General features: G+C 41.0%; 21 protein-coding genes. 7 read left to right on the forward strand and 14 right to left on the reverse strand.

Translation table 11 applies throughout. The features are described from left to right. Nucleotides 1-16 precede the first annotated feature (16 nt). Genes baeR through ACGF49_RS08255 form a run of 5 tightly spaced genes read right to left on the reverse strand, consistent with a single transcriptional unit; the run spans nucleotide 17 to nucleotide 9534 of the window. Complete coding sequence (baeR, locus tag ACGF49_RS08235) at nucleotides 17-721, reverse strand: two-component system response regulator BaeR (protein WP_271858612.1); 705 nt, start codon at nucleotides 719-721, stop codon at nucleotides 17-19. Then, nucleotides 718-2106, reverse strand: coding sequence for a two-component system sensor histidine kinase BaeS (baeS, locus tag ACGF49_RS08240; RefSeq protein ID WP_113041079.1), 1389 nt, complete (start codon nucleotides 2104-2106; stop codon nucleotides 718-720). The genes baeR and baeS overlap by 4 nt, the downstream gene beginning before the upstream one ends. Next, a complete protein-coding gene (gene mdtC / locus ACGF49_RS08245; protein ID WP_387490498.1) occupies nucleotides 2103-5186 on the reverse strand; it encodes a multidrug efflux RND transporter permease subunit MdtC in 3084 nt (1027 codons plus the stop codon). Before mdtC ends, baeS begins: the two co-directional genes overlap by 4 nt. Beyond that, nucleotides 5183-8329, reverse strand: a complete 3147-nt coding sequence (locus ACGF49_RS08250; RefSeq protein ID WP_113041077.1) for an MdtB/MuxB family multidrug efflux RND transporter permease subunit — start codon at nucleotides 8327-8329, stop codon at nucleotides 5183-5185. Before ACGF49_RS08250 ends, mdtC begins: the two co-directional genes overlap by 4 nt. Beyond that, nucleotides 8329-9534 (reverse strand): MdtA/MuxA family multidrug efflux RND transporter periplasmic adaptor subunit, encoded by a 1206-nt coding sequence (locus tag ACGF49_RS08255; RefSeq protein ID WP_113041076.1) that lies wholly within the window; start codon nucleotides 9532-9534, stop codon nucleotides 8329-8331. Before ACGF49_RS08255 ends, ACGF49_RS08250 begins: the two co-directional genes overlap by 1 nt. Nucleotides 9535-9930: 396 nt before the next feature. On the opposite strand from ACGF49_RS08255, the gene ACGF49_RS08260 reads away from it, so the two are divergent. The 4 genes from ACGF49_RS08260 (at nucleotide 9931) to ACGF49_RS08275 (ending at nucleotide 12800) form a co-directional block, all read left to right on the forward strand. Continuing rightward, nucleotides 9931-10860: a nucleoside hydrolase gene (locus ACGF49_RS08260; RefSeq protein WP_113041075.1), complete on the forward strand. Its 930-nt coding sequence runs from the start codon at nucleotides 9931-9933 to the stop codon at nucleotides 10858-10860. A gap of 25 nt (nucleotides 10861-10885) precedes the next feature. After that, a complete protein-coding gene (gene add / locus ACGF49_RS08265; RefSeq protein ID WP_387490502.1) occupies nucleotides 10886-11875 on the forward strand; it encodes an adenosine deaminase in 990 nt (329 codons plus the stop codon). 96 nt (nucleotides 11876-11971) lie between these two features. Then, a complete protein-coding gene (locus tag ACGF49_RS08270; protein WP_113041128.1) occupies nucleotides 11972-12634 on the forward strand; it encodes a Crp/Fnr family transcriptional regulator in 663 nt (220 codons plus the stop codon). Next, nucleotides 12621-12800: a hypothetical protein gene (locus ACGF49_RS08275; RefSeq protein ID WP_146748047.1), complete on the forward strand. Its 180-nt coding sequence runs from the start codon at nucleotides 12621-12623 to the stop codon at nucleotides 12798-12800. Before ACGF49_RS08270 ends, ACGF49_RS08275 begins: the two co-directional genes overlap by 14 nt. 53 nt (nucleotides 12801-12853) lie before the next feature. Here the strand turns inward: ACGF49_RS08275 and ACGF49_RS08280 are convergent, their stop codons facing one another. Genes ACGF49_RS08280 through ACGF49_RS08295 form a run of 4 tightly spaced genes read right to left on the reverse strand, consistent with a single transcriptional unit; the run spans nucleotide 12854 to nucleotide 17558 of the window. Next, a complete protein-coding gene (locus ACGF49_RS08280; RefSeq protein WP_387490506.1) occupies nucleotides 12854-14386 on the reverse strand; it encodes an asparagine synthetase B family protein in 1533 nt (510 codons plus the stop codon). 35 nt (nucleotides 14387-14421) lie between these two features. Next, on the reverse strand, nucleotides 14422-15777 hold the full coding sequence (locus ACGF49_RS08285) for a 3-phosphoshikimate 1-carboxyvinyltransferase (protein WP_228901949.1): 1356 nt from the start codon (nucleotides 15775-15777) through the stop codon (nucleotides 14422-14424). A gap of 27 nt (nucleotides 15778-15804) precedes the next feature. After that, complete coding sequence (locus ACGF49_RS08290) at nucleotides 15805-17109, reverse strand: 3-phosphoshikimate 1-carboxyvinyltransferase (protein WP_228901947.1); 1305 nt, start codon at nucleotides 17107-17109, stop codon at nucleotides 15805-15807. 50 nt (nucleotides 17110-17159) lie between these two features. Continuing rightward, entirely contained in the window at nucleotides 17160-17558 is a 399-nt protein-coding gene (locus ACGF49_RS08295; protein ID WP_387490509.1) for a RidA family protein, read from the reverse strand. Between the two features lie 450 nt (nucleotides 17559-18008). Here ACGF49_RS08295 and ACGF49_RS08300 point away from each other — a divergent pair, with 450 nt between their 5' ends. Genes ACGF49_RS08300 through ACGF49_RS08310 form a run of 3 tightly spaced genes read left to right on the forward strand, consistent with a single transcriptional unit; the run spans nucleotide 18009 to nucleotide 20251 of the window. Continuing rightward, nucleotides 18009-19337 (forward strand): acetyl-CoA carboxylase biotin carboxylase subunit family protein, encoded by a 1329-nt coding sequence (locus ACGF49_RS08300; RefSeq protein ID WP_387490511.1) that lies wholly within the window; start codon nucleotides 18009-18011, stop codon nucleotides 19335-19337. Next, a complete protein-coding gene (locus ACGF49_RS08305; protein WP_262977846.1) occupies nucleotides 19321-19455 on the forward strand; it encodes a hypothetical protein in 135 nt (44 codons plus the stop codon). The genes ACGF49_RS08300 and ACGF49_RS08305 overlap by 17 nt, the downstream gene beginning before the upstream one ends. Continuing rightward, nucleotides 19406-20251, forward strand: a complete 846-nt coding sequence (locus ACGF49_RS08310; RefSeq protein WP_228900038.1) for a DMT family transporter — start codon at nucleotides 19406-19408, stop codon at nucleotides 20249-20251. The genes ACGF49_RS08305 and ACGF49_RS08310 overlap by 50 nt, the downstream gene beginning before the upstream one ends. A gap of 257 nt (nucleotides 20252-20508) precedes the next feature. Here the strand turns inward: ACGF49_RS08310 and ppx are convergent, their stop codons facing one another. From ppx to purM, 5 genes are all read right to left on the reverse strand, one after another. Next, complete coding sequence (gene ppx / locus ACGF49_RS08315; RefSeq protein ID WP_113041067.1) at nucleotides 20509-22041, reverse strand: exopolyphosphatase; 1533 nt, start codon at nucleotides 22039-22041, stop codon at nucleotides 20509-20511. A gap of 3 nt (nucleotides 22042-22044) precedes the next feature. Continuing rightward, nucleotides 22045-24114 (reverse strand): polyphosphate kinase 1, encoded by a 2070-nt coding sequence (ppk1, locus tag ACGF49_RS08320; protein ID WP_113041066.1) that lies wholly within the window; start codon nucleotides 24112-24114, stop codon nucleotides 22045-22047. 63 nt (nucleotides 24115-24177) lie between these two features. Continuing rightward, nucleotides 24178-24747 carry a spermidine N1-acetyltransferase gene (speG, locus tag ACGF49_RS08325; protein WP_113041065.1) on the reverse strand — a complete coding sequence of 190 codons (570 nt, stop codon included), beginning with the start codon at nucleotides 24745-24747 and terminating at the stop codon, nucleotides 24178-24180. A gap of 230 nt (nucleotides 24748-24977) precedes the next feature. Further along, nucleotides 24978-25616 (reverse strand): phosphoribosylglycinamide formyltransferase, encoded by a 639-nt coding sequence (purN, locus tag ACGF49_RS08330; protein WP_113041064.1) that lies wholly within the window; start codon nucleotides 25614-25616, stop codon nucleotides 24978-24980. Further along, nucleotides 25613-26653, reverse strand: a complete 1041-nt coding sequence (gene purM, locus ACGF49_RS08335; RefSeq protein ID WP_113041063.1) for a phosphoribosylformylglycinamidine cyclo-ligase — start codon at nucleotides 26651-26653, stop codon at nucleotides 25613-25615. Before purM ends, purN begins: the two co-directional genes overlap by 4 nt. Between the last annotated feature and the right edge of the window lie 176 nt (nucleotides 26654-26829).

Below are 26829 nucleotides of genomic sequence, written 5' to 3' on the forward strand. Positions count from 1 at the left end.
AGTTAAAGTGTGACAGTTATAACAAACGGCATATATCCGCTTCCCATCGGTAACCAAGTCCATAAATAGAACGAATGAATGTTTTACTGTTATCCAATTGTTCCAGTTTACGGCGTAAATTTTTAATGTGGCTATCAATGGTACGGTCTGTCACGATTCGGTGATCGTCATATAGATTATTCAATAACTTATCGCGGGAAAATACTTGCCCAGGGCGACTTGCCATCGTTTTTAATAACCGGAATTCAACTGGGGTCAAATCCAGTATTTGATCGCGGTAACGTGCTTGGAAACAGGCTTCGTCAATTTGTAGATCGCTTTGCTTGACAATATCTTGTGGTCGGTAACAGCGACGAAGAATTGTTTTAACTCGCGCGACAATTTCACGTGGGCTGTAAGGTTTACAAATATAATCATCTGCCCCGATTTCCAATCCAAGTAAACGGTCAATTTCTTCCGTCTTGGCGGTGACCATAATAATCGGTACGTCAGAGAAGCGGCGAATTTCCCGACAAATAGAGATGCCATCACAACCTGGAAGCATTAAATCCAGCAAAATAATATCTGGATTGTGTTGCTGCACATGGGAGACCGCTTCATCACCTCGCAGTAGCCATTGGGTTTCGTAATCAGCCGCTCGCAAGTAATCAACCAGCAATTGCCCAAGCTTTGGCTCATCTTCAACAATCAAAACAGTATAATGCCCAAATTCTGTACTCATAACGTTTCGTCGTCGAGGGATTCAGTTAGCGGCAATTCTACGATAATTCTCAGGCCACCTAAAGGTGAGGGTTCGGCATGGATCGTACCGTTATGTGCTTCAACGATGTTATTGCAAATGGCTAATCCAAGTCCTGATCCACCACTGGCACGGTTTCGTGAGGATTCACTGCGGTAGAATCGTTCAAAAACTTGTTGGCATTGCTCTGGTGACAAGCCGGGCTTGCTGTCCTCCCAATTCAGAATGAAGTGGTTATCGTCAGAACAACCTTTAATGATCAATTTTCCATTATCAGCGGTATAGCGAAGACTATTTTCCAGTAAATTATGAAATAGCTGAGTCAATCTGCTTGGGTCAGCAAACACCATAATAATTTCAGGAAGTTTAACATCCACTTGGATTTGTTTATCAAGGAAACGTCCATGATAAGATGCGATAGCAACCTGAATTAACTCACTGATGTTGATAAATTCTTTCCGGTATGCCAGCGCCCCACGATCGGATAGAGATAGCTGGTGTAGATCATCAACCAGTTTGGTCAATGTGGTAATTTCAGCCAATAACGAATTGAGTGTTTCTGGCGTTGGTTTGTGAACACCATCCTGTAACGCTTCCAATTCACCACGCAATATAGAAAGGGGAGTGCGCAGTTCATGAGAAATATCCGCCATATAATCGCGACGCATCTGCTCGTTTTTTTCCAGGGTACTGGCGAGCTGGTTAAAATTGTGGGCAAGCTGACCAATTTCATCTTTACTTGATGGTGTGACTCGGGCACTGAAATCACCGGCTGCCAGTTTATGTGTCCCTTCAACCAAACGTTTAACGGGTTTTAACATACCGCGGGATAATAATAGCGTGGCTATCATTGCCAGCAAGGTAGATAAACCGGCAATTATCCAGCTTGTCAGTTGTTGTTGGCGATCAAAACTGATATCCGCTTGACGGGTAATTTTATCTGATGTGCTAACAATGACCCAGCCAACGATTTGATGATGATAGATGATCGGTTTGCGATAAGTCTCTGACGGGATTTTACCTTCGTGACCGACCAGCGGTTTCATGTCACTGTCCACCACCCAAAATTGAGTTCGCCAACCGCGAGGTGGTGGACCTTGATGGCTTTCACTGGTTTGTTCAATGGAGCGGATAATTTGAAAAATTACCCGGTCATTCCTCTTTAAGAATTTCCAGCTGCCATATTGTTGATATTGTTCGGCCAGTGCTTCGGCTAACATGGCAGTACGTAACTGGATATTTTGTTTTATATAACCAATAAAACCATACTGGAAGCTGCTTCTTACGCCCCAGTGCATGGTGATGAGTACTAGCATGCAAGTGGCGAAAATGGCCATAAACAGTTTACCACTGATGCTGAGTTTCATGATGGCTCCATAATTTGCCTAGCGGTACGCCGTTGTTGCCATTTTTCCCTTAGTCGATCAAAACAGAGATAGACAACCGGTGTGGTATACAGTGTTAAAAGCTGGCTCATAACCAAACCACCCACAATGGTTATTCCTAAGGGTTGGCGTAATTCCGTACCGTCGCCACTACTCAAAACCAGTGGCAGGGCACCAAACAAGGCGGCCAGTGTGGTCATCAGAATCGGACGGAAACGTAACAGGCTGGCTTGGAATATCGCATCACGGGCGCGGATATTACCGTTACGTTGAGCTTCAATAGCAAAGTCCACCATAATAATGGCGTTCTTTTTCACGATACCAATCAATAACATGATGCCTATTAATGCTATCAGGCTGAATGGTGTGTCAAACAGTTCCAATGCCAGCAGGGCACCAATACCGGCGGAAGGCAGGGTAGAGAGAATAGTCAATGGATGGATATAACTTTCATACAGGATACCTAGCACCAGATAGACGGTAATAATGGCAGCCAGAATCAAGAATAATTGTGATTTCAGGGTTTCCTGGAAAATCTGGGCGGTGCCTGCAAAAGTGCCACGAACCGTTGAAGGTACCCCAAGTTCGGTTATGGTTCTTTCAATCGCATTGATAGCATCAGAGAGGGTATAGCCTTCGGATAGATTGAAAGCAATGGTTGAAGCAGCAGAAAGCCCCTGATGATTTACACTGAGTGGCGCGTTAGCCGGTTGCCAGTGAGCAAAATAGGAGAGCGGAATGGCTTTTCCTTGATTGTTAATCACAAACATTTTTTCCAGTGCGCTGACATCCTGTGTATATTCTGGTGCAACTTCCATCACCACCTTGTACTGATTAAGTGGTTGATAAATGGTGGATATTTGTCGCTGACCAAAAGCATTATTTAGCAAATTATTGGCTTCACTGACATTAATGCCCAGACGAGACATGGTATCGCGGTCATAGATTATTGCCATTTCAGCTCCTTTATCCTCCTTATCTGAATTCACGTCAGTCAGTTGTGGCAATTGCCCTAATGCTTTACGGATAACAGGCTCCCATTTGCGAAGATCATTCAGATCATCTGCCAGCAATGTGAATTGATAGCTGGCATTAGCCTGGCGACCGCCAGCCCTAATATCTTGTACCGGAATGAGAAATAGATTTGCTCCCGGTTCATTGGCAAGTTTAATTCTCAGGCGTGAGATAACCTGTTCAGCGTTTTCTGAACGCTCTTTCAATGGCTTTAGAGAGATAAACATAAAGCCATTATTTACCCGCCCACCACCGGTAAAACCGATAACGTTGTCTACCGTAGGATCTGCATTGATTGTCTGCATGAAATTTTTCATTTTTTCACGCATAGATTGGAAAGAGATACTTTGATCTGCCCGAACAAACCCTAGCAAGCGACCGGTATCCTGCTCTGGGAAGAAAGTTTTGGGGATATTGATATAGAGCCAGACATTTAGGGCAATGATGCCGGCCAAAATTAACAATACCCAACGGCTATGATTAAGAACCCACATCAGGGAGCGTCCGTAAGCTTGCTGAATTTTCAGTAGAACTTTACCGAATCCTCGTATTTTCTTCTGTGCTTTGGGACGCTGAGATTTTAGTAAATGAGCGCACATCATTGGCGTTAGTGTTAGAGAAACCAACAGTGAGATGCTGATTGATGTGGTTAGGGTAATGGCAAATTCACGAAACAGCCGACCAACCAATCCATCCATGAGCAGAAGCGGGATAAAGACTGCTACCAGCGAAATACTCATCGAGAGGACCGTAAAACCCACTTCCCGGACACCCTGTAGTGCCGCTTGCATGGGTTTTATGCCTGCTTCAAGGTGGCGGGAAATATTCTCCAGTACCACAATCGCATCATCTACCACAAATCCTGTGGCAACCGTCAGCGCCATTAAGGAAAGATTGTTCAAACTGAAACCGTACAGATACATAGCGGTAAATGTGCCAATGAGTGAAACAGGTACCGCGATGGCAGGGATCAATGTTGCGCGACCAGAACGCAAGAACAGGAATACCACCAGAATGACCAGCCCGATAGCAATCACCAATGCTCGTTCTACTTCCACTATTGAAGCACGAATAGTTGGTGTGCGGTCTTGAGCAACTTTAAGTTGAATACTGGCAGGAATAGATTCACGTAATGCAGGTAATTGTTCACGGATACGGTTTACTGTGGCGATAATATTCGCGCCAGCCTCGCGGCGAATGATCAATAAAATAGCCGGTTTACCGCCAGACATTCCGGCTGCTCTGACATTCTGAACAGAATCTTTTACATTTGCTACATCCTGCAATCGCACTGGTGAATTGTTGTAGTGAACGATGATCGGGCGATAGTTTTCGGCTGTTTTTAACTCATCATTCGTTTGAATTTGCCAGTGTTGCTGATCGGAATCCACATATCCTTGTGGGCGGCGAACATTGGCATTGCTGATAGCTTTGCGTACCGCATCCAGCGAAACTCCCTGATGAAACAGGGCGCCAGGATTCAATTCAACTCTGACTGCGGGTAATGAACTTCCGCCAACAGAAACTTCACTGATACCTTCAACTTGGGCGATTTTCTGAGCCAGTTGTGTAGACGCAAAATCATAAAGCTGCCCCTGATTATAGGTATCGGAAGTCAATGTGAGGATCATGATTGGGGCATCAGACGGGTTGACTTTGTAATAATGCGGCCTGCTAGGCATACCGGAAGGCAACAGGCTTTGAGCGGCATTCAGCGCTGCCTGTACATCCCGTGCTGCACTGTTAATATCACGATTGAGATCAAATTCAAGCGTGATATTGGTATTGCCAAGGGAGCTACTGGACGTCATTTCATTGACTCCGGCAATGTGGCCTAAGGCGTGCTCCAGCGGAGTCGCGACAGATGAGGCCATTGTTTCCGGTGAAGCGCCCGGTAATGAGGCGTAAACGGAGATCACCGGAAAATCCACTTGTGGTAAAGGAGAAACCGGCAACAAGGTAAATCCCAATACTCCACATAGGGTTATGGCTAAACTCAATAGCGTGGTGGCAACAGGGCGTTGGATAAATAAGGCAAAAAATTTCACCGCGGCTCCTGATGATCAATAGATGAGGTATTTGAAACTAAGAGCTGGCGATTGCGGCGATAGTGGGCCAGACGGTCAAACAGTAAATAGATCACTGGCGTAGTAAACAGTGTCAGGATCTGGCTCATAATCAGTCCACCGACCATACAGATACCCAGAGGACGACGTAATTCAGCGCCTACACCGGTGCTAAGCATCAAGGGGAGTGCTCCAAGTAATGCTGCCATTGTGGTCATCAGAATCGGACGGAAGCGCAATAAGCACGCTTGATAAATGGCTTCGTAAGGCGATAATCCCTGTTCACGTTCCGCTGACAGCGCAAAATCGATCATCATGATGGCGTTTTTCTTCACAATACCTATCAACAAGATAATGCCGATGATCGCAATGACATCCAGTTCATGACCTGCCATCATCAGTGCTAATAGTGCACCCACTCCCGCTGTCGGTAATGTGGAGAGGATTGTCACCGGATGGATGAAGCTTTCATACAGTATGCCTAGCACGATATACATGGCGATAATAGCCGCCGCGATTAGCCACAATGTATTGCCCAGTGCGCTTTCAAATGCCAGTGTTGTTCCCTGGAATTGGGTGGAAATGTCTTTGGGCATTTTGATCAATTGTGCGGCATCACGAACAGCATTGACCGCCTGTTCAAGAGAAGCATCCTCGGCAACGTTGAAAGAAAATGTTGCTGAGGGAAATTGAGCTAGATGATTGATTGCCAGTGGGCCAAATCTTTGTTCAATAGTTGCAATAGTTCTGAGAGGTACGACATGGCCGTCAGTTCCGTTAAGGCGGATGTTATCAAATGCTGCCAGCCCTGGAGTCGATGTCACATCATGTTCCAAGATGATCCGATACTGATTAGCCTGCGTATAAATGGTTGAAATTAGCCGCTGGCCGAATGCGTTATAGAGTGCGTTATCTATAGCGGCTATTGAGATGCCCAATCGGCTGGCAATGTCTCGGTCTACTTTAACGTAGGCGATCAGCCCCTGATCTTGCCAGTCACTGCTGATATCAATTAGCTCTGCTCTCTGCTTTAGTTCAGCCAGTAATTTTGGCACCCAGATACTCAGTTCATCCAGAGAGGTTGCCTGCAAAGTGAATTGGTATTGGGTACGAGTAACCTGAGTGTCAATCGTCAAATCCTGCATCGGTTGCAGATAGAGTTTTATGCCGGGTATAGCGGCAACTTTTTCCTGCAAACGCGGAATAATGTCAACGATTCTGTCATCACGCTGATTGAGTGGTTTTAGTGTGATTTGCAGTCGCCCGTTATTCAATGTTGGGTTACTGCCATCAACGCCCACAAAAGTGGTGATATTTTCTACTGCCGGGTCTTGCAGTAATAAGGATGAAACCTGCTGTTGTTTATTCACCATGGCAGCAAAGGAAATGGATTGCGGCGCTTCCAGTGTTCCCTGAATCAGCCCATTATCCTGTGATGGAAAAAATCCTTTTGGAATCATCAGATAGAGCAGGGCAGTTAGCACCAATGTGCTTAGGGCGATGCTAAAGGTGATCCACGGGTGGTTCAGTGCTCTTTTTAGCCATACAGCATAACCGGCAATCATTTGTTCAAAAAAGCGTTCACTGGCTTGTTCAAAACGATTGTGTTTTATCTGTGATTCCGGTTTCAATATTCGAGCGCACATCATGGGGGTTAATGTCAGTGAGACAATGGCTGAAATCAGAATTGCCACGGCCAAGGTAATGGCAAACTCACGAAACAGGCGGCCAACGATATCGCCCATAAAAAGCAGCGGGATCAGTACCGCAATCAAAGAGAAAGTCAGGGAGATAATGGTAAAACCGATTTCACCCGCACCTTTTAATGCTGCTGTCATCGGTTTCTCGCCTTGTTCTATATAACGGGAGATATTTTCAATGACCACAATGGCATCGTCTACGACAAAACCGGTGGCAATGGTGAGCGCCATTAGCGTCAGATTATTGACGGAGAAACCGCAGAAATACATCACTGCGAATGTACCGATCAGTGAAAGAGGAACGGCGATACTGGGGATAAGTGTTGCGATACCGTTACGTAAAAACAGATAAATCACCATAACAACCAGAGCAATTGCCAGTAACAGCTCAAACTGAACATCTTTCACTGAGGCACGAATGGTTGTCGTGCGGTCAGTCAGGATTTTCATATCGACGAACTTTGGCAAGCTGCTGATAAGTTCCGGCAACATCTGACGAATGTTATCTGTAGTTTCAATCACATTGGCGCCTGGCTGGCGCTGAACATTAATCACAATGGCTTGTTTGTTATTTGACCATGCACCTAGTTTGGTGTTTTCAGCGCCTTGTTCAATGGTTGCGACATCTTGTAACCGTACCGGTGAGCCGTTTTTATAGGCAATGATCAAGTTGCGGTAATCATTTACTGACTTCATCTGATCGTTGGCCGAAAGCGTGACAGAGCGAGTCGGACCATCAAGGCTACCTTTGGCGGAGTTAACGTTAGCATTGTTGATAGCGGTGCGGATCGTTTCGCTATCCAATCCCTGTGCAGCGACCGCTTGGGCGTTTAGCTTCACTCTGACGGCTGGTCGCTGGCCGCCGGCGAGTGTCACCAATCCTACGCCATTGACCTGTGAAATTTTCTGTGCGATACGGGTTTCCACCATATCCTGAATCTGTGTCATCGGCATTGCATCGGAGGTGACTGCTAGCATTAGAATCGGTGGATCAGCGGGATTAACTTTGCTGTAGATAGGGGGATAAGGCAGGTCATTAGGCAATAAATTACTGGCTGCATTGATAGCCGCCTGCACTTCCTGCTCGGCGACATCTAACGGCAAAGTTAGCTGGAATTGTAATGTGATAACGGAAGCCCCGCCGGAACTTTGAGAAGCCATCTGTTTAAGGCCAGACATCTGTCCGAGTTGGCGCTCCAGTGGTGCGGTGACTGCCGAAGTCATCACATCGGGGCTTGCGCCGGGGTAGAGTGTGACCACCTGAATGGTGGGATAGTCCACTTCTGGTAATGCAGACACGGGCAACATGCGATAGCCGATAATACCTGCCAGTAGGATTGCTGCCATAAACAGCGTGGTGGCAACAGGTCGCAAGATGAACAGGCGTGATGGTCCGCCTCCTGGGATTGGGGAGTTTACCTGCATCAGGAATTCTCCGTTTTATGGTGTTTTTGTGGCTGAGGCTTATTTGCCATCGGTGTGACAATATCCACCTTAGCGCCATCTGTCAGGCGATCGATACCATCAGTGACCACTTTATCACCTGCTGCTAAGCCGGTACTGATAACAACGCGTTTTGTATCCTGCAATTTGACCGTGACCAGATGTTTGCTGACTTTATTCTCTTTACCTAACATCCAGACAAAATTCCCTTCATTACCCATTTGCAGGGCAGCATTTGGGATCACCACTGCGTTTTCCAGTGTATCGACTTTAATACGGACATTAACGAACTGATTTGGAAATAAGATGCTATCTTGATTGGAAAAACGGGCTTTCAGCTTAATTGTGCCGGTAGCGGCATCAATTTGATTATCAATGCTCAACAGTTTTCCTTCGGCAAGTTGTTGCTGGTTATTGCGATCCCAGGCACTAACAGCGACGTCATGATTCGTTTTCTGAGCTTGTAAAACAGCATTGATATCGTTTTCAGGGAGTGAAAATAGCACATCTACTGGATCGGTTTGGGTAATAACCACGATAGGAGAGCTGTTACCACTGGAAATAAAATTTCCTACATCGATCTGTTTCAAGCCCACTTTACCGGAAATGGGAGCGGTAATACGGCTGTAAGTGAGTTGAAGTTTTGCACTATCAATTGCTGCTTGATCAACTTTCAGACTGGCTTCGTGTTGGCGGACAAGAGCACGTTGATTATCCATTTCTTGTTGGGAAATCAGGTGAGTGTTTGCCAATTTCTGGTAGCGATTGAGATCCTGACGGGCATTCGCCAATATTGCTTCATCTTTAGCAAGCTGGCCTTTGGCTTGTGCTAGTTGAACCTGAAAAGGGCGTGGATCAATTTCTGCCAGTAAATCCCCTTGTTTAATTTGTTGTCCTTCCTGAAAGTGCAAAGCGATAAGCTGACCTTCAACCCGGCTGGTTACCGTGGCAGTATTGGCGGCCTGAATAGTGCCAAGCCCGGCCAGAAAGCGAGGGACTGCCTGCTCTTTTGCTGTGGCAACCTGTACAGGGGGTAAAGGGGAATGTCTTAAACCAGAGAATTGATCAGATGGGCTAGATTGTTGAGGGGTTTTAAGTTGGTGCCAGAAAAATATAGCGGCAGCAATGGCAATAGCGGCCAGTGCTGCACGGAAAAGGAAAGTACGGTGTTTATTATTTTGATTCATTTCTTCGACATTCTCTCAAACGCAAGGCCAAGATGTTGCTTGATTATGTCCGACTGAAATATCGGTTTAATCACATGCTATTAGTTTAGACAGTGAGGATAGGCTAAAAAATGGAGAAAATGTGGAAAATATGTCAAGGAAGCGCTTTTTAAGGTAAATTAAGGCGTTTTTTGTCAGTTTTTTCGAGCTGGCTCCAGAAATTATGCAAATGATGCTGCCTCTGTTATACCCAATGGATTTCAAGATGCATCGCGACGGTAAGGGAGTGAATCCCCGCGAGCTCTGTGCACATTGTTTTTTAATTTTGGGTTTTTTAATTCTGGAAAAAGGTCATGTGACTTTTTTTTGGCGGAACTTATAGACTAATGTAAGGAATATGATAAAGGGAAATAGGCTATGAGACATTTCATTATTGATACAGATACGGCTTCCGATGATGCAGTTGCATTACTGATGGCGCTCCGTGAACCCTCAGTTTTAATTGAAGGTATTACTATTGTTGCCGGTAATTGTACTGTTGCTCAGTGCAGGAAAAATGCATTAGTTAGTATTGAAAAAGCAGGAACATATATTCCTCCGGTATATGAAGGGATGAGTAAACCATTATTTAGAGAGCACTATGCTTCATATCATATTCATGGGAAAGAGGGTATGGGTAATATGAATTTACCAGAGTCTTCGTTAATAGTAGAAGATAAACATGCAGTAGATGCAATTATTGATATCGTGAAAAAATTTCCTGGTGAGATAGAGATAATCGCTTTGGGGCCATTGACAAATATAGCAATGGCTGTCTTAAAAGAGCCGGATTTATATAAATTTGTCAAAGTGATTTATATTATGGGTGGTTCTGGATTGAAGCCAGGTAATATTACGCCATTAGCTGAATTCAATATCTATTCTGATGCAGAAGCAGCACATATAGTATTGGGTTCTGGATTGCCTCTTATATTTTGTGGATGGGAGTTAGGTATGGCGGAGGCTTTTATTAATGAATTCGATATGGATAAATTAAATTCTTTAGGTGATCTTGGTCAGTTTGCAGTGAGCTGTAATAGAACATTGATTGAATTCAATGCAGGAAGAACGAATAGAAAAGGATTTGATCTGCCTGATCCTATAACAATGGCTATTGCTTTATATCCGAATGAAGTGATTGAGGATAAATTAGAGGTATATGGTTATGTTGAATATCAAAGCGCACGTTCATATGGGCATTTAGTGATTGATTCAACCGATCTTCTCAATCATCCCCATAATATGAGTGTGGTGACTAAAATCAAGGGTAAGGTATTTAAGAATAAACTATTTACATTATTATCGTAATTTTAGTCATATAGGCGAATAAAAGATGAATTTTAATCCTGATTTACTGAGAAAGATAGAATTACATACGCATCTTGATTGTGGGTTGCGTTATCACTTCGTTAAAAAACTTATTCCTGATATTACCCATAAGTCATTTTGTGAAAAATATATTGCCCCTGAAAAATGTCATGATTTAGGTGATTTTTTAAATAAGATCATTCCTTCACTGGATTTACTACAAAAAAGGGACGTAATAGCTGATGCTGTAGACGATCTTTTCATACAATTAAAAAGCGATAATGTAGTTTATGCTGAAATTAGATTTGCACCTTTACTTCATCTTCGCTTAGGATTAAATGAGCGCGATATTGTAGAAATTGTTTTGGAGGCAATGAAAAATGCTTCAGTCAAATATAGTATAGCAGCAGGTTTAATATTATGTACATTGCGGCATTTTTCAGAAGATCAAAGTTTGAGAACTGCATATCTTGTCAATGAATATTCTAATTACGGTGTTGTTGCTCTCGATCTTGCTGCCGATGAGGCAAGATATCCACTTAATGCACATTTGAATGCGTTTAGAATGGTGTTGGAAAATGGTGGAAATATTATTGCGCATGCAGGAGAAGCGAAAGGGGCTGAAAGTGTGCGCGAGACTATCAATAAATTAAATATTTCTCGTATAGGTCATGGTGTCAGAAGTATTGAAGATCGAGATGTTATTGATCTCCTTATAGAGAGAAATATACATTTAGAAATCTGCCCGACGTGTAATATTATTTGCGATATTTATGATATCTATGAAAACCATCCAGTTAATTTGTTGAAAAAGGTTGGTGTCAATATTGGGATTAATACGGATGCCCGGACAGTTGCAAATATTACCTTATGTGAAGAATATTTGAAGATTAATCGATACTCTGGTTGGCAGTATAGTGATTTTATTGAAACAAATTTGAATGCATTACAGGCTTCCTTTTCTAGTAATGAATTGAAAAATAGATTGAAAAAGGAAATAATGAGATTGTCGTAGTGAAAAATTGCATTCTATTTATCTCTGTATATAATTGGAAAAATTCTATTAAATCTGTAATCTGTATTAGATATGTATCGGGATAAAGAGAATAAATTGAAAAATTATATTGATAAATATCATCTTGATAGCATTTTTCCAGCAGAATTTATGCCAAAATTAGATGTGGTTGAAGTTAAGAAAAATACCTATCTTACACATCAGTCATCAATTTTTACTCATCTCTATATTTTAGTTGAGGGTAAACTAAAGGTTGAGTTTTATAATATTAATGGAAAATTTTCTGTTTTTGCCTTTGCTACTCCTCTTTTTCTTATTGGAGATTTAGAACTTTTTCATTCCCAAGGCGATAATATAATTAATACTGTCTTTGCTCAGGAGCGATCAGTACTGCTATCCATTCCGTTAGAGACGGTAAGAATATTTGGATTAACAGATGCTGTATTTCTTCAATTTGTTTGTAAACAACTCAGTAATAAGCTTTTTGAATCTTCTTTGTTTCGAACGGGAATATTTTTAACTGTTGAGGATAAGTTAAAGCGATTTCTTTACTATCATTCGAAAAGAAATGGAACTGTGTTGGTATTAGAGAAAAGGGAAGATTTAGCATCTGTTTTAGGTGTTTCAGTCAGGCAATTAAATAGAGCTATTAAGAGTTTGAATGAAAAAGGAATAATTTTATCAAAGAATAAGAGAGTTGAAATTATTGATTATGATTTTTTAAAAAAGGATATTGAGTTTCAATTTGACGCCAAGTGATGAAAATAAAAAATCCTATATCCTATATACCTTATGGATTTCAAGATGCATCGCGACGGCAAGGGAACGAATCCCCGGGAGCATAGATAACTATGTGACCGGGGTGAGTGAGTGCAGCCAACAAAGAGGCAACTTGAAAGATGACGGGTATATTTTTTATCGCTAAATAGCTGCATCGTTAACAGAATAAACAATGCAGCAATCAATATAATGGTTAAATTACGATATGAAATTAAAGTAACCCGATTCTGAAAAATCTTTGCCAGATTCTTTGAAACGCTCTTTCGGTAGTGGATAACCCAAAGAGAGATATTTTTCAGCGAAATATAATGAACTTTGATGGGTTAACCCGATAGAATTAAGGTTGTCAACCATGCTTCTCGGTAGATTGCATTTAATATCTTTAACGTAATCAACGATAGTATTTTTCACACCACTGCCATCTGGCATTCTTATTTTTGGTCTGTCAATGATATATTCCGGTATTTTTCCTCTGAATGCTTCGCGTAAAATATGTTTTTCTATCCCCTTATTGAGTTTGTAAGAAAAATCCAAGCTTAAAACATAAGGCACTAGTGCTGAATCCATAAAGGGAACTCTTGCTTCAACAGTATTTCTCATGCTTGCTCGATCAACTCTTTGTAAATCAGTCCTATGAAGATTATTTAATCGATATAGGGAGAGGCGATGGGGATCGGGATATGTTTTAAATAAATCGTAGCCAGCAAAAATTTCATCACTACCTTCTCCACATAAAGCAATTTTAAAGCCAAGGCGGTTAGCAATATAATAGCCAAAGTGAGCAATAGTTGAATCAATCGCATCGATTTGTTCGAAAAATTCACCATAATAGATAGCATCTTGGATATTATTGATTAATTCTTCCTGAGTAAATGTATATATAATATGCTTTATATTATTCTCAGAACAATATCTTTGGGCGATTTCAATGTCTTTTGAACCCGGTAATCCAAATGAAATCGCGGTAATATCGTGGTGATATTTTTTTGCAAGATAAAGCACGATGGTGCTGTCTATGCCGCCGCTAAACATAATTGACACAGGGAGGTCTGTGTCAACCCGCTTTCTGACGGCATTATCTAACAGTGAATAGACTTTTTCTTTTGCCTGTTCGAAGTTATCGCTGCTTGCTGGGATAGTTGTGTCGTAGCTAATATATTTCTCACTAGTAAATCCGTCGAAAATTGAACCGGGTTCAACAGGTTTAATTTCTGAGTTAAACTCGATCAATGATTTTATTTCTGATGCTACATACCAGTTACCCTCTTTTTGGGTGTAATAGAGAGGTTTTATACCGACGTGATCTCTGCCTAATAAGAATTTATTATTCTTATTATCAAATAGAATAAAACTAAACATGCCATCTAATTTTTTAATAAATGCTTTGCCATAGCAAGTATAGGCAATTAGGACAACTTCTGCATCGCCACCATTTTTAAATTGATAACCTTGTTTAATCAATTCATTTCGAAGAGACTTGTAATTATAAATTTGACCATTCAGAACAAGATGAAGATCATGTTCCTGATTTGATATGGGTTGATAGGCTGAATCGCGTTCGACGATAGCAAGTCTGTTGGTTGCGATTGAAAAATTATTTCTGACAATCTTCTCATTAAATCGAGATGGATCGCCTCGATGTGCTATTTTTGACATTATCGTCTGTAGCTTATTCTCAATATCATCAATAAGCCTATTTTCTGTATTAAAAACGCCACCAATTCCACACATAGTGAATTCCTTTGGTTAAGAGTTATCAATGATATTTAAACGTCTTCTGGTATAGGGCTAGAATATTTTAATTCGTTCACATTGGCGCCTAATGTGAATATTTCGGCGAAATATTCTGGATAGGTTTGACCAACATGATATGGCTCACTGATAATGAGAGGCTCATCACAATGTAAACCTATTGTTGTGAGTGCCATGATTAATCCATGATCGTAATGACCATCAACAATAATGCCGCCTTTATATCCATATGGATTGCCATAAATAATTAATTGGTCTAGCTTCTCTTCTGATCTAATCCCTATTTTGTCTAATTCCCGCCGAAAATCAGAAATTCTGTCTGATTCTTTATAGCGGATATGTTCAATGTTATAGAAAACGCTTTTACCGTCGGCAAACGCAGCTAATGCAGCAAGTGCTGGTACCGCATCTGGTGCCAGTGAACCATCGAAATCCTGCGCTTTTAGGGTTCCGCCAGATCGAATATTGAGACAATCATCCCTGATGAAGTTGATTTTCGTTCCACTGTTAATTAAATAATCCACCACCGCGCCATTACCTAATTCTTCCTCAAAGAAACCGTTTAGGGTGACATCAGAATTCAGTGAGGCGCAAAGTGCAAGGATTGCCGCTGTGCTGGCTGGATCAGCGCCGACGCTAAATTCTGATGGAATAAATCGATTTTTTCCTGTCGTAAAGAAATTACGGAATTTATCATCATATTCGATATTAATGCCCGCTTTGCGCAAATTATTAATTGTCGTGTGAACCATCGATGGTGCGGTAATTGTATCGATGACTTTTATTTGCAGATCTCGTTCACTAATGGCACCTAAGTAAAGTAGTCCACTCAGGAATTGAGAGCTCTTTCTGCATGAAATTTCAGTGTAACTACCGATGTTTCTACTTGATTTCATGCTTATCGGTAAAAGTGAATCAGGCCCAACTGAGGTGCACTGAATATTGAGTAATTTTAGTGCATTGACCATTTCTGATTGTGATCGTGTACCCAGGGAGTAACTGTATTCTGTAATAAATTCAGTATCAGGTAAATAACCGGCTACTCCCATTAATAGCCTTAATACAACGCCAGAATTACCTGGGTTAAAGATGATTTTTTTATTAATTTTTCTGATATCTATACCTTCTACGATTGTCCCTGTAATATCACTATTAAATGATGCCCCTAAACGGGAACAGTTTAATTTCATTGCTGTTGTATTGTTCCCTGATGCCATGTTATTTATTTTACTTGTACCTTCCGTTAATGATGCAGTCAGAATGGCGCGAGTTGAAGAACTTTTGGAGGCAGGTAAAGTTATTGAGCCATTTAATGATTTGGTTTTGTTTATTTCGATAAATGGCGGATGATTATTACCATAATAATTCATATTTTTGTCTCGCTTTTATACTGTTAGCTAACTTATTTTAGCTCCGAGAGAAGTTAAGGATTGGATAAATCCAGGAAAACCATCATCTAATTTATGTATATGATTAACCGTTGTTCGTTCTCTTGCCCCTAGTGATGCAATAATATTGGATGCGCAAATCCGATGATCATAGTAACTGAATATTTCGACGCCTCCGTTTAATGGTCCGTTACCATTGATCTTTATTTTGTTGAAAGTCCCAGTGTCATTAAAAATTAAATAACTTTTACCGCCCATCATGCGTATATTTTCGTTGATAATAAATGCGCGTTGACATTTATGATTGTTTATAGCATTAAGACCGGAAAATGTCATATCTCCATTGCCATTAATCGCTGCCGCGATAATGTTAGTGGCAACGGAAGGAAGTTCATTTAAGTAAATTTCATCTGTAATGGTGTTATGTTCCTCCTCCAGGCTGATATTAAGTTCATTCTTAATTGGGTTATAGTTTAAATTCATACCAAATTTTTTATATATGTTAAATAATACTCTTTCGTTAATGGTATTACCCAAATAATAACTTCTGATGGTGACTTTGCTTGGTCGATTAATACTTAATATTGACGAAGCAATGTAGCTTAGTGATGTGAAATCAGAGGGGATGTTAATAGTAATATCCCTTGGTTGATATTCAGTTGAAATAAATGTGCTGCCTATTCGCGTGATTTGACTTCCCAATAACGCCATCATGTTAATTGTTATATCGACATATCCATTCTTAGTTTCGCCGTTGTTGTTAATGATAATACTTTTCCCTTTCATAAATGGTGAAACAAGAAGAGAGAATGATAGAAATTGAGTACTCTTATTGAAGTTTAATGGCGATTGTGATGGATATATTCTTCTGGAAATAATGACAATATTTTCTTCTCGCTTTTCTGCAAATACATTCAGGTATGAAAAAAATGATTCATCATACAGACTTTCTCTGTTAAACAGTGAATCATTGCATTTTATATAAACTTCCTTTTCTGTTAGTGACGCTAAAGCGACACTGATTCTAAATAACATGCCAGAACCGTTAGCATTAATAATCCCATTACAATGATAGATTGGATGTGCCCCTTTCAATATGATGTGGTTTTCACTTCTGTCCAGAATTTGCAGACCAAATTGTTGTAAAGCAATAAGGAGATCTTCGGTTTCGGTACACCACGATATATTATTTACGGTTGTTGTTTCTTCATTCAATAGTGCTAATAGTAGCGCTCTTTGGATATGAGGCTTAGATGAGGGTATGACTATTTCCCCGTTAAGCGTGGAGCCGGGGAGCACGCTAATTTTATTCATGCCAAGCCTCCAGGTAGATCAATTACCATTGGTATTATTCTTTGATTTAACTATTTGCTATCGATAGCAATAGTTGTAATTTCAACGTAATGTTCTGGTTTTACCATCGATTTAACGGCAATAGTCGTATTGACCGGGCGTATATCGCCAAATTTTTCATTAAATGCTCGACAGTAATCATCAAAATGTTGGAAGTCTGTTAAATGTGTTACTGTGCTGACAACGTCAGTCAGTTCTGCATCAAGCTCTTTTAAATATTTCTCAATTTTTTCTATGATAAATAGAGTTTGCTCGTAAGCATTTTCCCCCATAACATTTCCATCACCATCTGAAGCGACACATCCTGCAATAAATATCTGATTACCAACTCTTTTTCCTCTTGAGTATCCCATTTTATTTTCCCACTGAGAGGGGCTAAATACTGTTTTTTTAATTTCATGAGATGACATAAATACTCCTATAAATGAAAATATATAAGAAGAAGATTTGGGAACAATAAATTAATTTAAACAATTTATTCCGTTAACTAAAAAATATCCGTAAATCAATGTAGTATTAATAAAAGTATATAAAGTCTGTTATGTCAAATAAAATTTTTTATTAAAATAGAATAATTGATTGTTTTTTTATTTTAAAAATGAATAACTATTTTATCTTGGCGGAAAAATTATTTTTATGAAAAAATTCTTTTTATTATTTAATTGGTTATGTATTAAAGAGCTGAATCTGGTTGTATTCTGGCGGTTTTTTTATTTGAAAGTCATCTTAGTTGGAACTATACATGATAATTAGGTTGTCTTAATTTTAATGAAATTTTTTATTATTAAGTAAAATTAGATGATTTCAGGAATGAAGAAAGTGTCATAAATTAATAAATATCAACTAACGATGGGGTAGATATGCGTGTTTTTATTTTTATTGAAGCAAGACCGGTTGAATGTTCGGCAATTGATTATATTAGAGATTTGGGATTTTCTCCTGTGTTATTGACTTCAATGGAATCAATGAATAAAGGATTATATGATGATTTAAGAAAGGAATTATTTGATAATATTTATTATGTTGATACGAGAAATAGTACAGATATCATTAATTTAATTAAAGATAACCGTATTCCTGTTGCTGCAATTTTAGGTTGCTATGATGATTTTATGATTGTGGCGTCTGAAGTAGCGTTAGAATTCGGTTTACCTCACCCGGATATAGATGGTTTGAGGAATGCATTTAGTAAGAAGAATGTCAGGGATATCTTAGCACAACATGGTTATGAGCAACCTGCTTACGAGGTTTTTTCTTATAATAATATTCCAGAAAATCCTAAGGTTCCTTTTCCGTTTGTAATTAAGCCACTTCGTGATGCGGGGGCTTATGGGGTATCACTTTGTAAATCTCAAGATGATTACCACCATGTGGTTTCAGAAATTTCATCTAATGGCACAATGTCAATGCTCGGTAAAGTTAATGAAGAGTTCTTGATAGAAGAGTTCCTGCAAGGAAATTTTTATGGGGCAGAATTAATTTATAGTCATGATGAATGGCATTTAATTGGTATCAATAGAATTTTCGTTTCTCCTGATGATGACCTGTGTATGATCGGCTTATCTCATCCTGCTGAATTGTCTGAATTTGAGTTTGCAATGGCTTGTAAGTTTGTTAAGGAGTGGGTAGCCGCGTTGGGATTACGGGGTGGTGCAATAAATGTAGAATTTATTTATACCTCTCGTGGGCCCGTATTAGTTGAAATCAATTTGCGCATAGCGGGTGCCAGAGCGGCTCAACAGATCTTCATGACCTCTGGGATTAATATGGTCAAATACTTGGTCGATTTTGTTTGTGGTATCGAAAGTTCTATATCACCAGCGTCGGAAATAGTTTATCCATTTGTCGCTGATGCATTTGTTTTTTATCGTGGTGAGGGGGTTGTCAATGATATTAGAATAGATACTGATATCCCTTATTTCATTTCCGCAGGGTTTAAAAAAACGCCTTTTACTATTTCGTTAAATAATCAAAGTTCATCGAAAAGTAAAAATTCATCAAAAAATAAAAATTTTGGTTCTATTGTCGGTTATGTTCTGGCTTATGGTAATAGTTGTGAGGAAGCGATGGAAAATGCGACACGTATTGCTAATAGCGTTCAGTTATACCCTATGGATTTCAAGATCGATCGCGACGGCAAGGTAACGAATTCCCGGGAGCATAGAGAACTATGTGACCGGGGTGAGTGAGTGCAGCCAACAAAGAGGCAACTTGAAAGATGACGGGTATAAAAATAAATTAATAAGAGATTATCACTATGGCTATTCTGATGGGGTTGATTTCAGCATTGTGTTGGGGGAGTACTGATTTTTTGGCAGGGCAAGTCGCAAGAAAAGTCGGCGTTGCTAAATCTTTATTCTACAGTCAGCTATTTGGTTTTTTTGTTTTATCGTTGTTGCTGTTTTTTTATTTTGAGATGTCGTTTGTTAATGCAAACTTTTTTCAACTGACCATCTGTGTTGTTGCTTCGGTTTGCAATTTAATGGCAATGGTGTTTCTGCTTAAAGCATTATCAATCGGCAAAGCCTCGATTGTCGCGCCGATTGTTTCGCTTTATGGTGCTATTACCACGATTTTGTCACTGATAAATGGGAAACCAATGACCGCTTTGGTTTTGTTTAGTCTATTTATTTGTGTTGTTGGGGCCTGTCTAACCAGTATACCGAAATCAAAAGATGGACAACGAGAATCATCCGGTTCAATTGTCTTTGCACTTTTGTCTTCACTGATGTTTGGTTTAGGCTTCTGGTTGCAAGGGGAATTTGCTGTTAGAGATCTGGGTGTTATCAATGCATTATGGGTTTACTATTTAACCGCTGTGGTTGTTTTATTTCTCACGCTATTAAAAAAAGGAAACTTATCATTACCGCCGATTTCAATTATCTCTCTGGTTTTTTCAATTAGTTTCTTTAGTCTGATCGGGTTTGCTTCATTAGCTTATGGTTCTGCAACGGGACATGTTGCCGTTGTTACTGTTCTGAGTTCATTGGCAAGTGGAGTTACCGCTTTATTAGGCTTTTTTATTCGCGGAGAACGGTTGAGTCGAATTCAGTGGATTGGTATTGTGATAATAATAACCGGTGTCATTCTTTTGAAATTATGACATTGATAATAGCTTGTTTCCCCGAAGGATTCGGGGAAATAGTGAGGTATGATATTGATTAATAATAATCAGCACTAAGTTGATTATTTCATCTGATGATTTTCGCTTTTCTCTATTATGACCTTTTTATTTTGCTGATGATGTTCTAATGCCGCTATGGATGAGTAAATGAAACGGCCAAATAAAATCAGAAAGCTGATAAGTAAAACCAATTTAATTATCTGAGATCGCTTCTTTTTTTTCATTGTCTGATATCTTTATATTGATTCCTCGGCTATTTCTAATTGCCAACCCGCAACGTTATGCCAGTAACCTTGCTCTTTTTCCAGATCAAGCTGCATCAGGGTGTTTTCTGATAAATAATTGTAAGGCAGGTAGAGAGCCCAATGACTATCATCAGTAACCAGTCTGAGTGATTCAGGAATGGTTGTGGATTGGCGTTGATTATTGAGTAAAGTTGCCAGACGCAGGATTTGAATTAATGGCAGATACTGTTTTTTCTTGAATAAATTGAATCTTGGTAAATCATCCAGTTTTATTGTCTTACGATGACAGCGAACCAAGGTTGCCAGCAGTAATTGTTGTTCTTGATTAAAGCCGGGTAAGTTGGTGTTTTGCAGAATATAGGCAGAGTGTCGCTGTAATCCGCTTAAGTTAATACTTAATCCAACTTCGTGTAACATTGCCGCCCAGTGTAAAATCGCTTCGAGTTGAGGTTGCACTAGTTTAGGGTTCTGGATTGCCCACTGTTGGTAAAGTGTTTCAGTCGTATGAAGTACACGCTTTGCCTGTTCTCTGTCGATATTATAGTGTTCAACCAGGCTTCTTGCGGTTCTCTGGCGGATATCTTGATGACGGAAACGGCCTTCCATTTCATATAAAACGCCTTCACGTAGCGCGCCATCTGAGAGTTGTAATGCTTTTATATGCAGGGCATCGAATATACCGCATAAGATAGCCAAACCAGGAATAAAAAAGTGTTTACGATCATCCGATAGTCCGGGTAAGTCGAAGGTTTTTAATTTCTTGAATTTGAGTATTTCTTTGACCAACATCTCCAGCCGTTCAGGGGTGATTAATCCGTCCTTTTCCCCCATTGCGACCAGCACTTCATACACCGCTTTAATGGTCCCGGATGCCCCAAGCGCTGAATTCCAGCCAGTGATGCGGTACTGCCACGAGAGATTTTCCAATTTTTGTGCAGCTTCAAGCCGCGCTCGACGGAATTTTTCTGCGCTAATTTCGTCATCGGGAAAGAATTGGTGGGCGAAACTAATGCATCCCATTCGGCGGCTTTCTACTAATAATGGTTCAAAATTTTCCCCAATGATCAATTCAGTGGAGCCGCCGCCAATATCAATCACCAGTTTACGGTTTTTTTCTGGTTGTGTATGTTCTACCCCCATATAGATCAGACGAGCTTCTTCATGGCCGGAAATAATTTCAATCGGGTAGGGGATAACGTCTTTAGCACGTTTGATAAATTCTTTGGCATTGCTGGCTTCACGTAAGCTGTGAGTGCCCACCAGACAAACGTTATCAGCAGGAAAGCCTTGTAACCGTTCAGCAAATAAAGCCAGACAGGCAAGACCGCGTGTTATTGCTTCTTCGCTTAATTGATTGTTGTTATCAAGACCGTCGGCAAGATGGACCCGTTGTTTTAAGCGACCTAAAATCTGAAAGGCGTCGTTAACAATTCGGGCAATAATCATATGAAAACTGTTTGAACCCAGATCAATAGCCGCAATTTCTATTGGTCTGGGCGTCGGCTTGTCATGTGTTAGCGGCATAAATTAAGCTCTTGGTTCAGGTTGTTCGAGGGCTTTTATATAGTCATAAATAGCGAGTTGTGCCCGGATTTTCCGCTTATTACCCCGTGGCACGTAACTATTGCTCAGTTCTTTATCGACGTAACGGGCTTTTACCGTATCGTTGAATTGTAATTCGAGAATGTCCAGTACCCGTTGTTTTAATTGTGGATCAAGCAGGCAAACCGCAACTTCAATTCGGTAGTCGATATTACGGGTCATCCAATCAGCAGACGAGAGAAAGACTTTTTCGTCGCCGTCATTAGTGAATACGTAAACCCGATCATGTTCGAGAAAACGGTCAACGATACTGGTGATCTGAATATTTTCGCTAAATCCTGGCTGGTTGGGCACCAGTGAGCACATACCACGTATCAGTAGGCGTATTTTTACCCCTGCCTCCGAAGCGTCATATAGGCGGTCCACCAGCTCTTTATCAACCAGGTTATTGATCTTTAACGTAATACCTGCGGGCTTATTCGCTCTGACATTGGCGATTTCCTGTGAAATAAGCTGGTTGAGCATTGCGCGGGAATTTTGCGGCGAAACCATCAGGTTTTCAAATTTGACCGGGCGGTAAGGATTCTCAATAAAGTTGAATACCCGGCGCACTTCGTTAGTAATTTTGGGATTTGCTGTCAGCAAGGAGTAGTCGGTGTAGAGGCGAGCGGTTTTTTCATTAAAATTGCCGGTACCAATATGGGCATAGCGAACAATTTCTTCACCTTCCAGACGGGAAATAAAAAACAGTTTTGCGTGAATTTTTAGTCCCGGTGCTGAGAAAATAACATGTACACCCGCTTCGGTTAGCCGTTTGGCCCAATGAATATTGGCTTCTTCATCAAATCGAGCCTGTAATTCAACCACGACGGTCACTTTTTTACCGTTATGGGCAGCATGGATCATGGAATCAATAATGCGGGAGTCTTTTGCTACCCGATAAATATTGATCTTGATGGAAAGTACACTTGGATCGAAAGAAGCCTGACGTAATAATTCCAGCACATGTTCAAAGGTGTGATAGGGATAATAGAGCAGCACATCTTGTTCACGAATCGCATCAAAACCATTGCGGAAATTATCAAACCAAGTGTGCCGTAATCTCGGTAAAGGTTTATTGAGTAGGTTTCTCTTCCCCTCATTGGGGAATTTAATGAAATCTTTAAAATTGTGATAGCGTCCGCCGGCAATCACCGAGTCATTGTTTGACAAGCCAAGTTTGCTACGCAGTAACCCCACCATTTCATCTGGCATTTCTCGTTGATAAACGAATCTTACTGGTTCCGCTGTCAGCCGTTGTTTCAGCGTGGATGACATTAGTTCGAGCAAGCTTGATTCCATCTCTGTTGCTAAATCATATTCAGAATCACGGGTCATTTTCATTGAATAGGCGTTCAGTGAATCATAATCGAAAAAGCCTTTGAAAATTTCATCAAGACAATAACGCATAATATTGTCTAGCAGGATCATTGACTTGCGGCGGTGTGGCATTTCAGGCGGCAAGTTAACAAAACGTGGCACCTTATCTGACGGAATTTCCAATAGTGCATATTGAATATTCTGGCCGTGGACAATTTCAACTGCCAGATAAGTGTAGTCATCTTTTAGAAATTCAACCAGGTTGGTTTCTGGATTGATCAGAATTGGCGTAATGTGTGGCCGCAGATGTTGACGAAAATATTGACGTAACCAGATTTGTTGATTTGGTGAAATTTGTCGTTCATTGATGAGAAAAATTTGATTGCGAGCTATTTCTAGTAGCAATTCATTATAGAGCACATCAAATTCTTGATCGGTTTTAGCCACTTTAGCTTGAATTTTTTTCAATACATTTCGAGCGCTGGTGGCCGATCCTCGTTCTTCATTGATTAATATTCGCCGTTTCACATCAGCAAAACGGACTTTGTAAAATTCATCCAGATTATTGGAGTAAATACCAAGAAACCGCATCCGTTCTATTAATGGATTGCTCTTATCCGCTGCTTCTTGAAGCACACGTTCGTTGAATGATAACCAACTCAGTTCTTTCTCGGTATAGAGCCTGTCTTGGGACATGGTTACTCCAGGTGTTGAGGTAAAAGTATTGAAACTTTGAATACGACGGGGCGTCGTTTGTCGCTATCTTATCGTCAGTATCTGCTGACTCATTTTTTCATCTTCCTTAGATGCAAAATATTGATGTTGGAAAACGCACATGCGAATGGCGGTGCGGTAACTGCCATTAATAAAGAATTCGTCTATTAATTCGCCCTCAGTATAGAAACCTAGTTTATTATAGATGTGAATGGCCTTGACATTCTCTTTATCAACAATCAGGTAGAGTTTATACAGATTAAGTACGGAAAATGCATATTCCATTGCCAGTTTTGCCGCTTTGGTTGCATGGCCTTGGCCCTGATAGGCGGGATCGATAATAATCTGAAATTCTGACCGGCGGTGGATATAGTCGATTTCGACTAATTCAACCAAACCAACTTTGGCGTCAGAACTTGCGATAATAAACCGGCGCTCGCTCTGATCGTGAATATGTTTGTCATAGAGATCGCTCAGTTCAACGAAAGCTTCATAAGGTTCTTCGAACCAGTAACGCATGACGCTAGCATTGTTATCTAATTGATGGATAAAAGGCAGATCTTCCCGCTCAAGGGGACGTAACCTAACAGGTGGAGTATGAGAACCACCAGACATTTGACACCTCAATGTTATGTTTTTAATAAAAAAGGAACATAATTAATATAGTTCGCAGTGCCGGGTATGTTACCACAGCACTGTAATTAGCCGTTAATATACCCGTTATCTTTCAAGTTGCCTCTTTGTTGGCTGCACTCGCTCACCCCGGTCACATAGTTGCCTATGCTCCCGGGGATTCACTCCCTTGCCGTCGCGATCCATCTTGAAATCCATAGGGTTTAAATAGATTATTCTGCGGCATAGCCTTCTGGAGGGAGGATCTTTCCATCCAGATACGCTTTGCCATTAACCATACTTAGGCGCCCTTCGATAAACCAGTTGATAACTAATGGATAGATGTTGTGTTCCTGAGTCTGAACCCGTTTAACAACCTCATTTTCCTGATCATCGGCAAAAATAGGAACTTTAGCTTGCAAGATCACCGGGCCGCCATCCAACTCTTCTGTCACAAAATGGACGGAAGTGCCGTGTTCTGTATCTCCATTCGCTATCGCTTTGCGGTGAGTATGCAGACCAGGATATTTGGGTAACAGAGAAGGATGAATATTTAACAGGCGGCCAAGATAGTGCTGAACAAAGTCTGGCGTCAGAATACGCATATAACCCGCGAGGACCAGCAAATCTGGTTGATACTGATCAATCACGTGTTTTAGCGCTTCATCATAAGCCTGACGATCTGCATAGTTTTTCGGGCTAATAACATGGGTGGGAATATCCGCCTGTTGAGCGCGTAACAGACCGTAAGCGTTTGCGCTATTACTCAATACCGCGCAAACCTGCCCATTGATTCTGTTCTGCTGGCAGGCGTCAATCACCGCCTGGAGATTACTGCCACTGCCAGAGATGAGTACAACGATATTTTTCATTTAATGACGACCTGTTGTTCACCCTCTTTCAGTGTCGCGATAGTGCCGATTTGCCAGGCTTTTTCACCGGCCGTAGTGAGTAATTCAATCGCGTGTTCAACGGCTGTTGGTGGTAATGCAATCACCATTCCAACACCACAGTTGAATGTACGGTACATTTCATGACGGCTGACATTGCCTGTCTGTTGCAGCCAGTTAAATATGGCCGGCCATTGCCAACTGGATTCGTTAATCTGTGCTTGGGTATTTTCAGGCAGAACACGCGGAATATTCTCCCAGAAACCGCCACCGGTTAGATGAGCAATAGCGTGAATATCAACCTGTTCAATCAAGGATAAAAGGGATTTCACATAAATTTTTGTCGGGGCGAGTAGGTGATCTGCCAATGATTTACCTTCAAGCTCTGTTGCTTCTGGATCGGTGTTGTTGACGGCCAGAATTTTACGTATCAGAGAATAGCCGTTTGAGTGAGGGCCACTGGCGGCGAGGGCAATCAAGGCATCACCCGCCTGAACTTTACTGCCATCGATAATTTCTGATTTTTCAACCACGCCAACGCAGAAGCCGGCAACATCATAATCTTCACCGTGGTACATCCCCGGCATTTCTGCGGTTTCACCACCAACCAGAGCACAGCCGGATAATTGACAGCCTTCTGCGATACCGCTGATAACGCTGGCAGCCGTATCAACATCCAGTTTCCCGGTTGCATAGTAATCAAGGAAAAACAGGGGTTCCGCACCTTGAACAACCAGGTCATTGACACACATTGCAACTAAGTCAATGCCAATAGTGTCATGGCGTTTGAGATCCATTGCCAGACGCAACTTGGTGCCGACACCATCAGTACCAGAAACCAGAATTGGCTCACGGTATTTTTGTGGTAATGCACATAAAGCGCCAAACCCACCTAAACCGCCCATAACTTCTGGGCGACGGGTCTGTTTTACAACACCTTTAATACGGTTGACTAAGGCATTACCGGCGTCGATATCGACACCGGCATCTTTATAACTGAGAGAGGTTTTGTTGGTCACTCGAAGCCCCCAAGGCGGTTGCGTTTGATAAATTAAGACAGAATAGTAACAATTCTAACAGTCTAAGCAAACGTTTGCGAGACTCTTATTTAGGATCTTAGTTCGCGGCAATTAGGGCTATGTTTAATGAAAATCAACGGATTGGTAGTGGTGTTATGGGTAAAAGACGGTATAAT

The organism is Photorhabdus sp. RM96S (assembly GCF_042879335.1).
Taxonomy (GTDB): Bacteria; Pseudomonadota; Gammaproteobacteria; order Enterobacterales; family Enterobacteriaceae; genus Photorhabdus; species Photorhabdus kayaii.

Bases quoted from the DNA above. Each gene is read 5' to 3' on its own strand.
- baeR (WP_271858612.1), bottom strand. From the start codon at position 721: ATGAGTACAGAATTTGGGCATTATACTGTTTTGATTGTTGAAGATGAG.
- baeS (WP_113041079.1), bottom strand. From the start codon at position 2,106: ATGAAACTCAGCATCAGTGGTAAACTGTTTATGGCCATTTTCGCCACT.
- ACGF49_RS08250 (WP_113041077.1), bottom strand. From the start codon at position 8,329: ATGCAGGTAAACTCCCCAATCCCAGGAGGCGGACCATCACGCCTGTTC.
- ACGF49_RS08255 (WP_113041076.1), bottom strand. From the start codon at position 9,534: ATGAATCAAAATAATAAACACCGTACTTTCCTTTTCCGTGCAGCACTG.
- ACGF49_RS08260 (WP_113041075.1), top strand. From the start codon at position 9,931: ATGAGACATTTCATTATTGATACAGATACGGCTTCCGATGATGCAGTT.
- add (WP_387490502.1), top strand. From the start codon at position 10,886: ATGAATTTTAATCCTGATTTACTGAGAAAGATAGAATTACATACGCAT.
- ACGF49_RS08280 (WP_387490506.1), bottom strand. From the start codon at position 14,386: ATGTGTGGAATTGGTGGCGTTTTTAATACAGAAAATAGGCTTATTGAT.
- ACGF49_RS08285 (WP_228901949.1), bottom strand. From the start codon at position 15,777: ATGAATTATTATGGTAATAATCATCCGCCATTTATCGAAATAAACAAA.
- ACGF49_RS08290 (WP_228901947.1), bottom strand. From the start codon at position 17,109: ATGAATAAAATTAGCGTGCTCCCCGGCTCCACGCTTAACGGGGAAATA.
- ACGF49_RS08295 (WP_387490509.1), bottom strand. From the start codon at position 17,558: ATGTCATCTCATGAAATTAAAAAAACAGTATTTAGCCCCTCTCAGTGG.
- ACGF49_RS08300 (WP_387490511.1), top strand. From the start codon at position 18,009: ATGCGTGTTTTTATTTTTATTGAAGCAAGACCGGTTGAATGTTCGGCA.
- ACGF49_RS08310 (WP_228900038.1), top strand. From the start codon at position 19,406: ATGGCTATTCTGATGGGGTTGATTTCAGCATTGTGTTGGGGGAGTACT.
- ppx (WP_113041067.1), bottom strand. From the start codon at position 22,041: ATGCCGCTAACACATGACAAGCCGACGCCCAGACCAATAGAAATTGCG.
- ppk1 (WP_113041066.1), bottom strand. From the start codon at position 24,114: ATGTCCCAAGACAGGCTCTATACCGAGAAAGAACTGAGTTGGTTATCA.
- speG (WP_113041065.1), bottom strand. From the start codon at position 24,747: ATGTCTGGTGGTTCTCATACTCCACCTGTTAGGTTACGTCCCCTTGAG.
- purN (WP_113041064.1), bottom strand. From the start codon at position 25,616: ATGAAAAATATCGTTGTACTCATCTCTGGCAGTGGCAGTAATCTCCAG.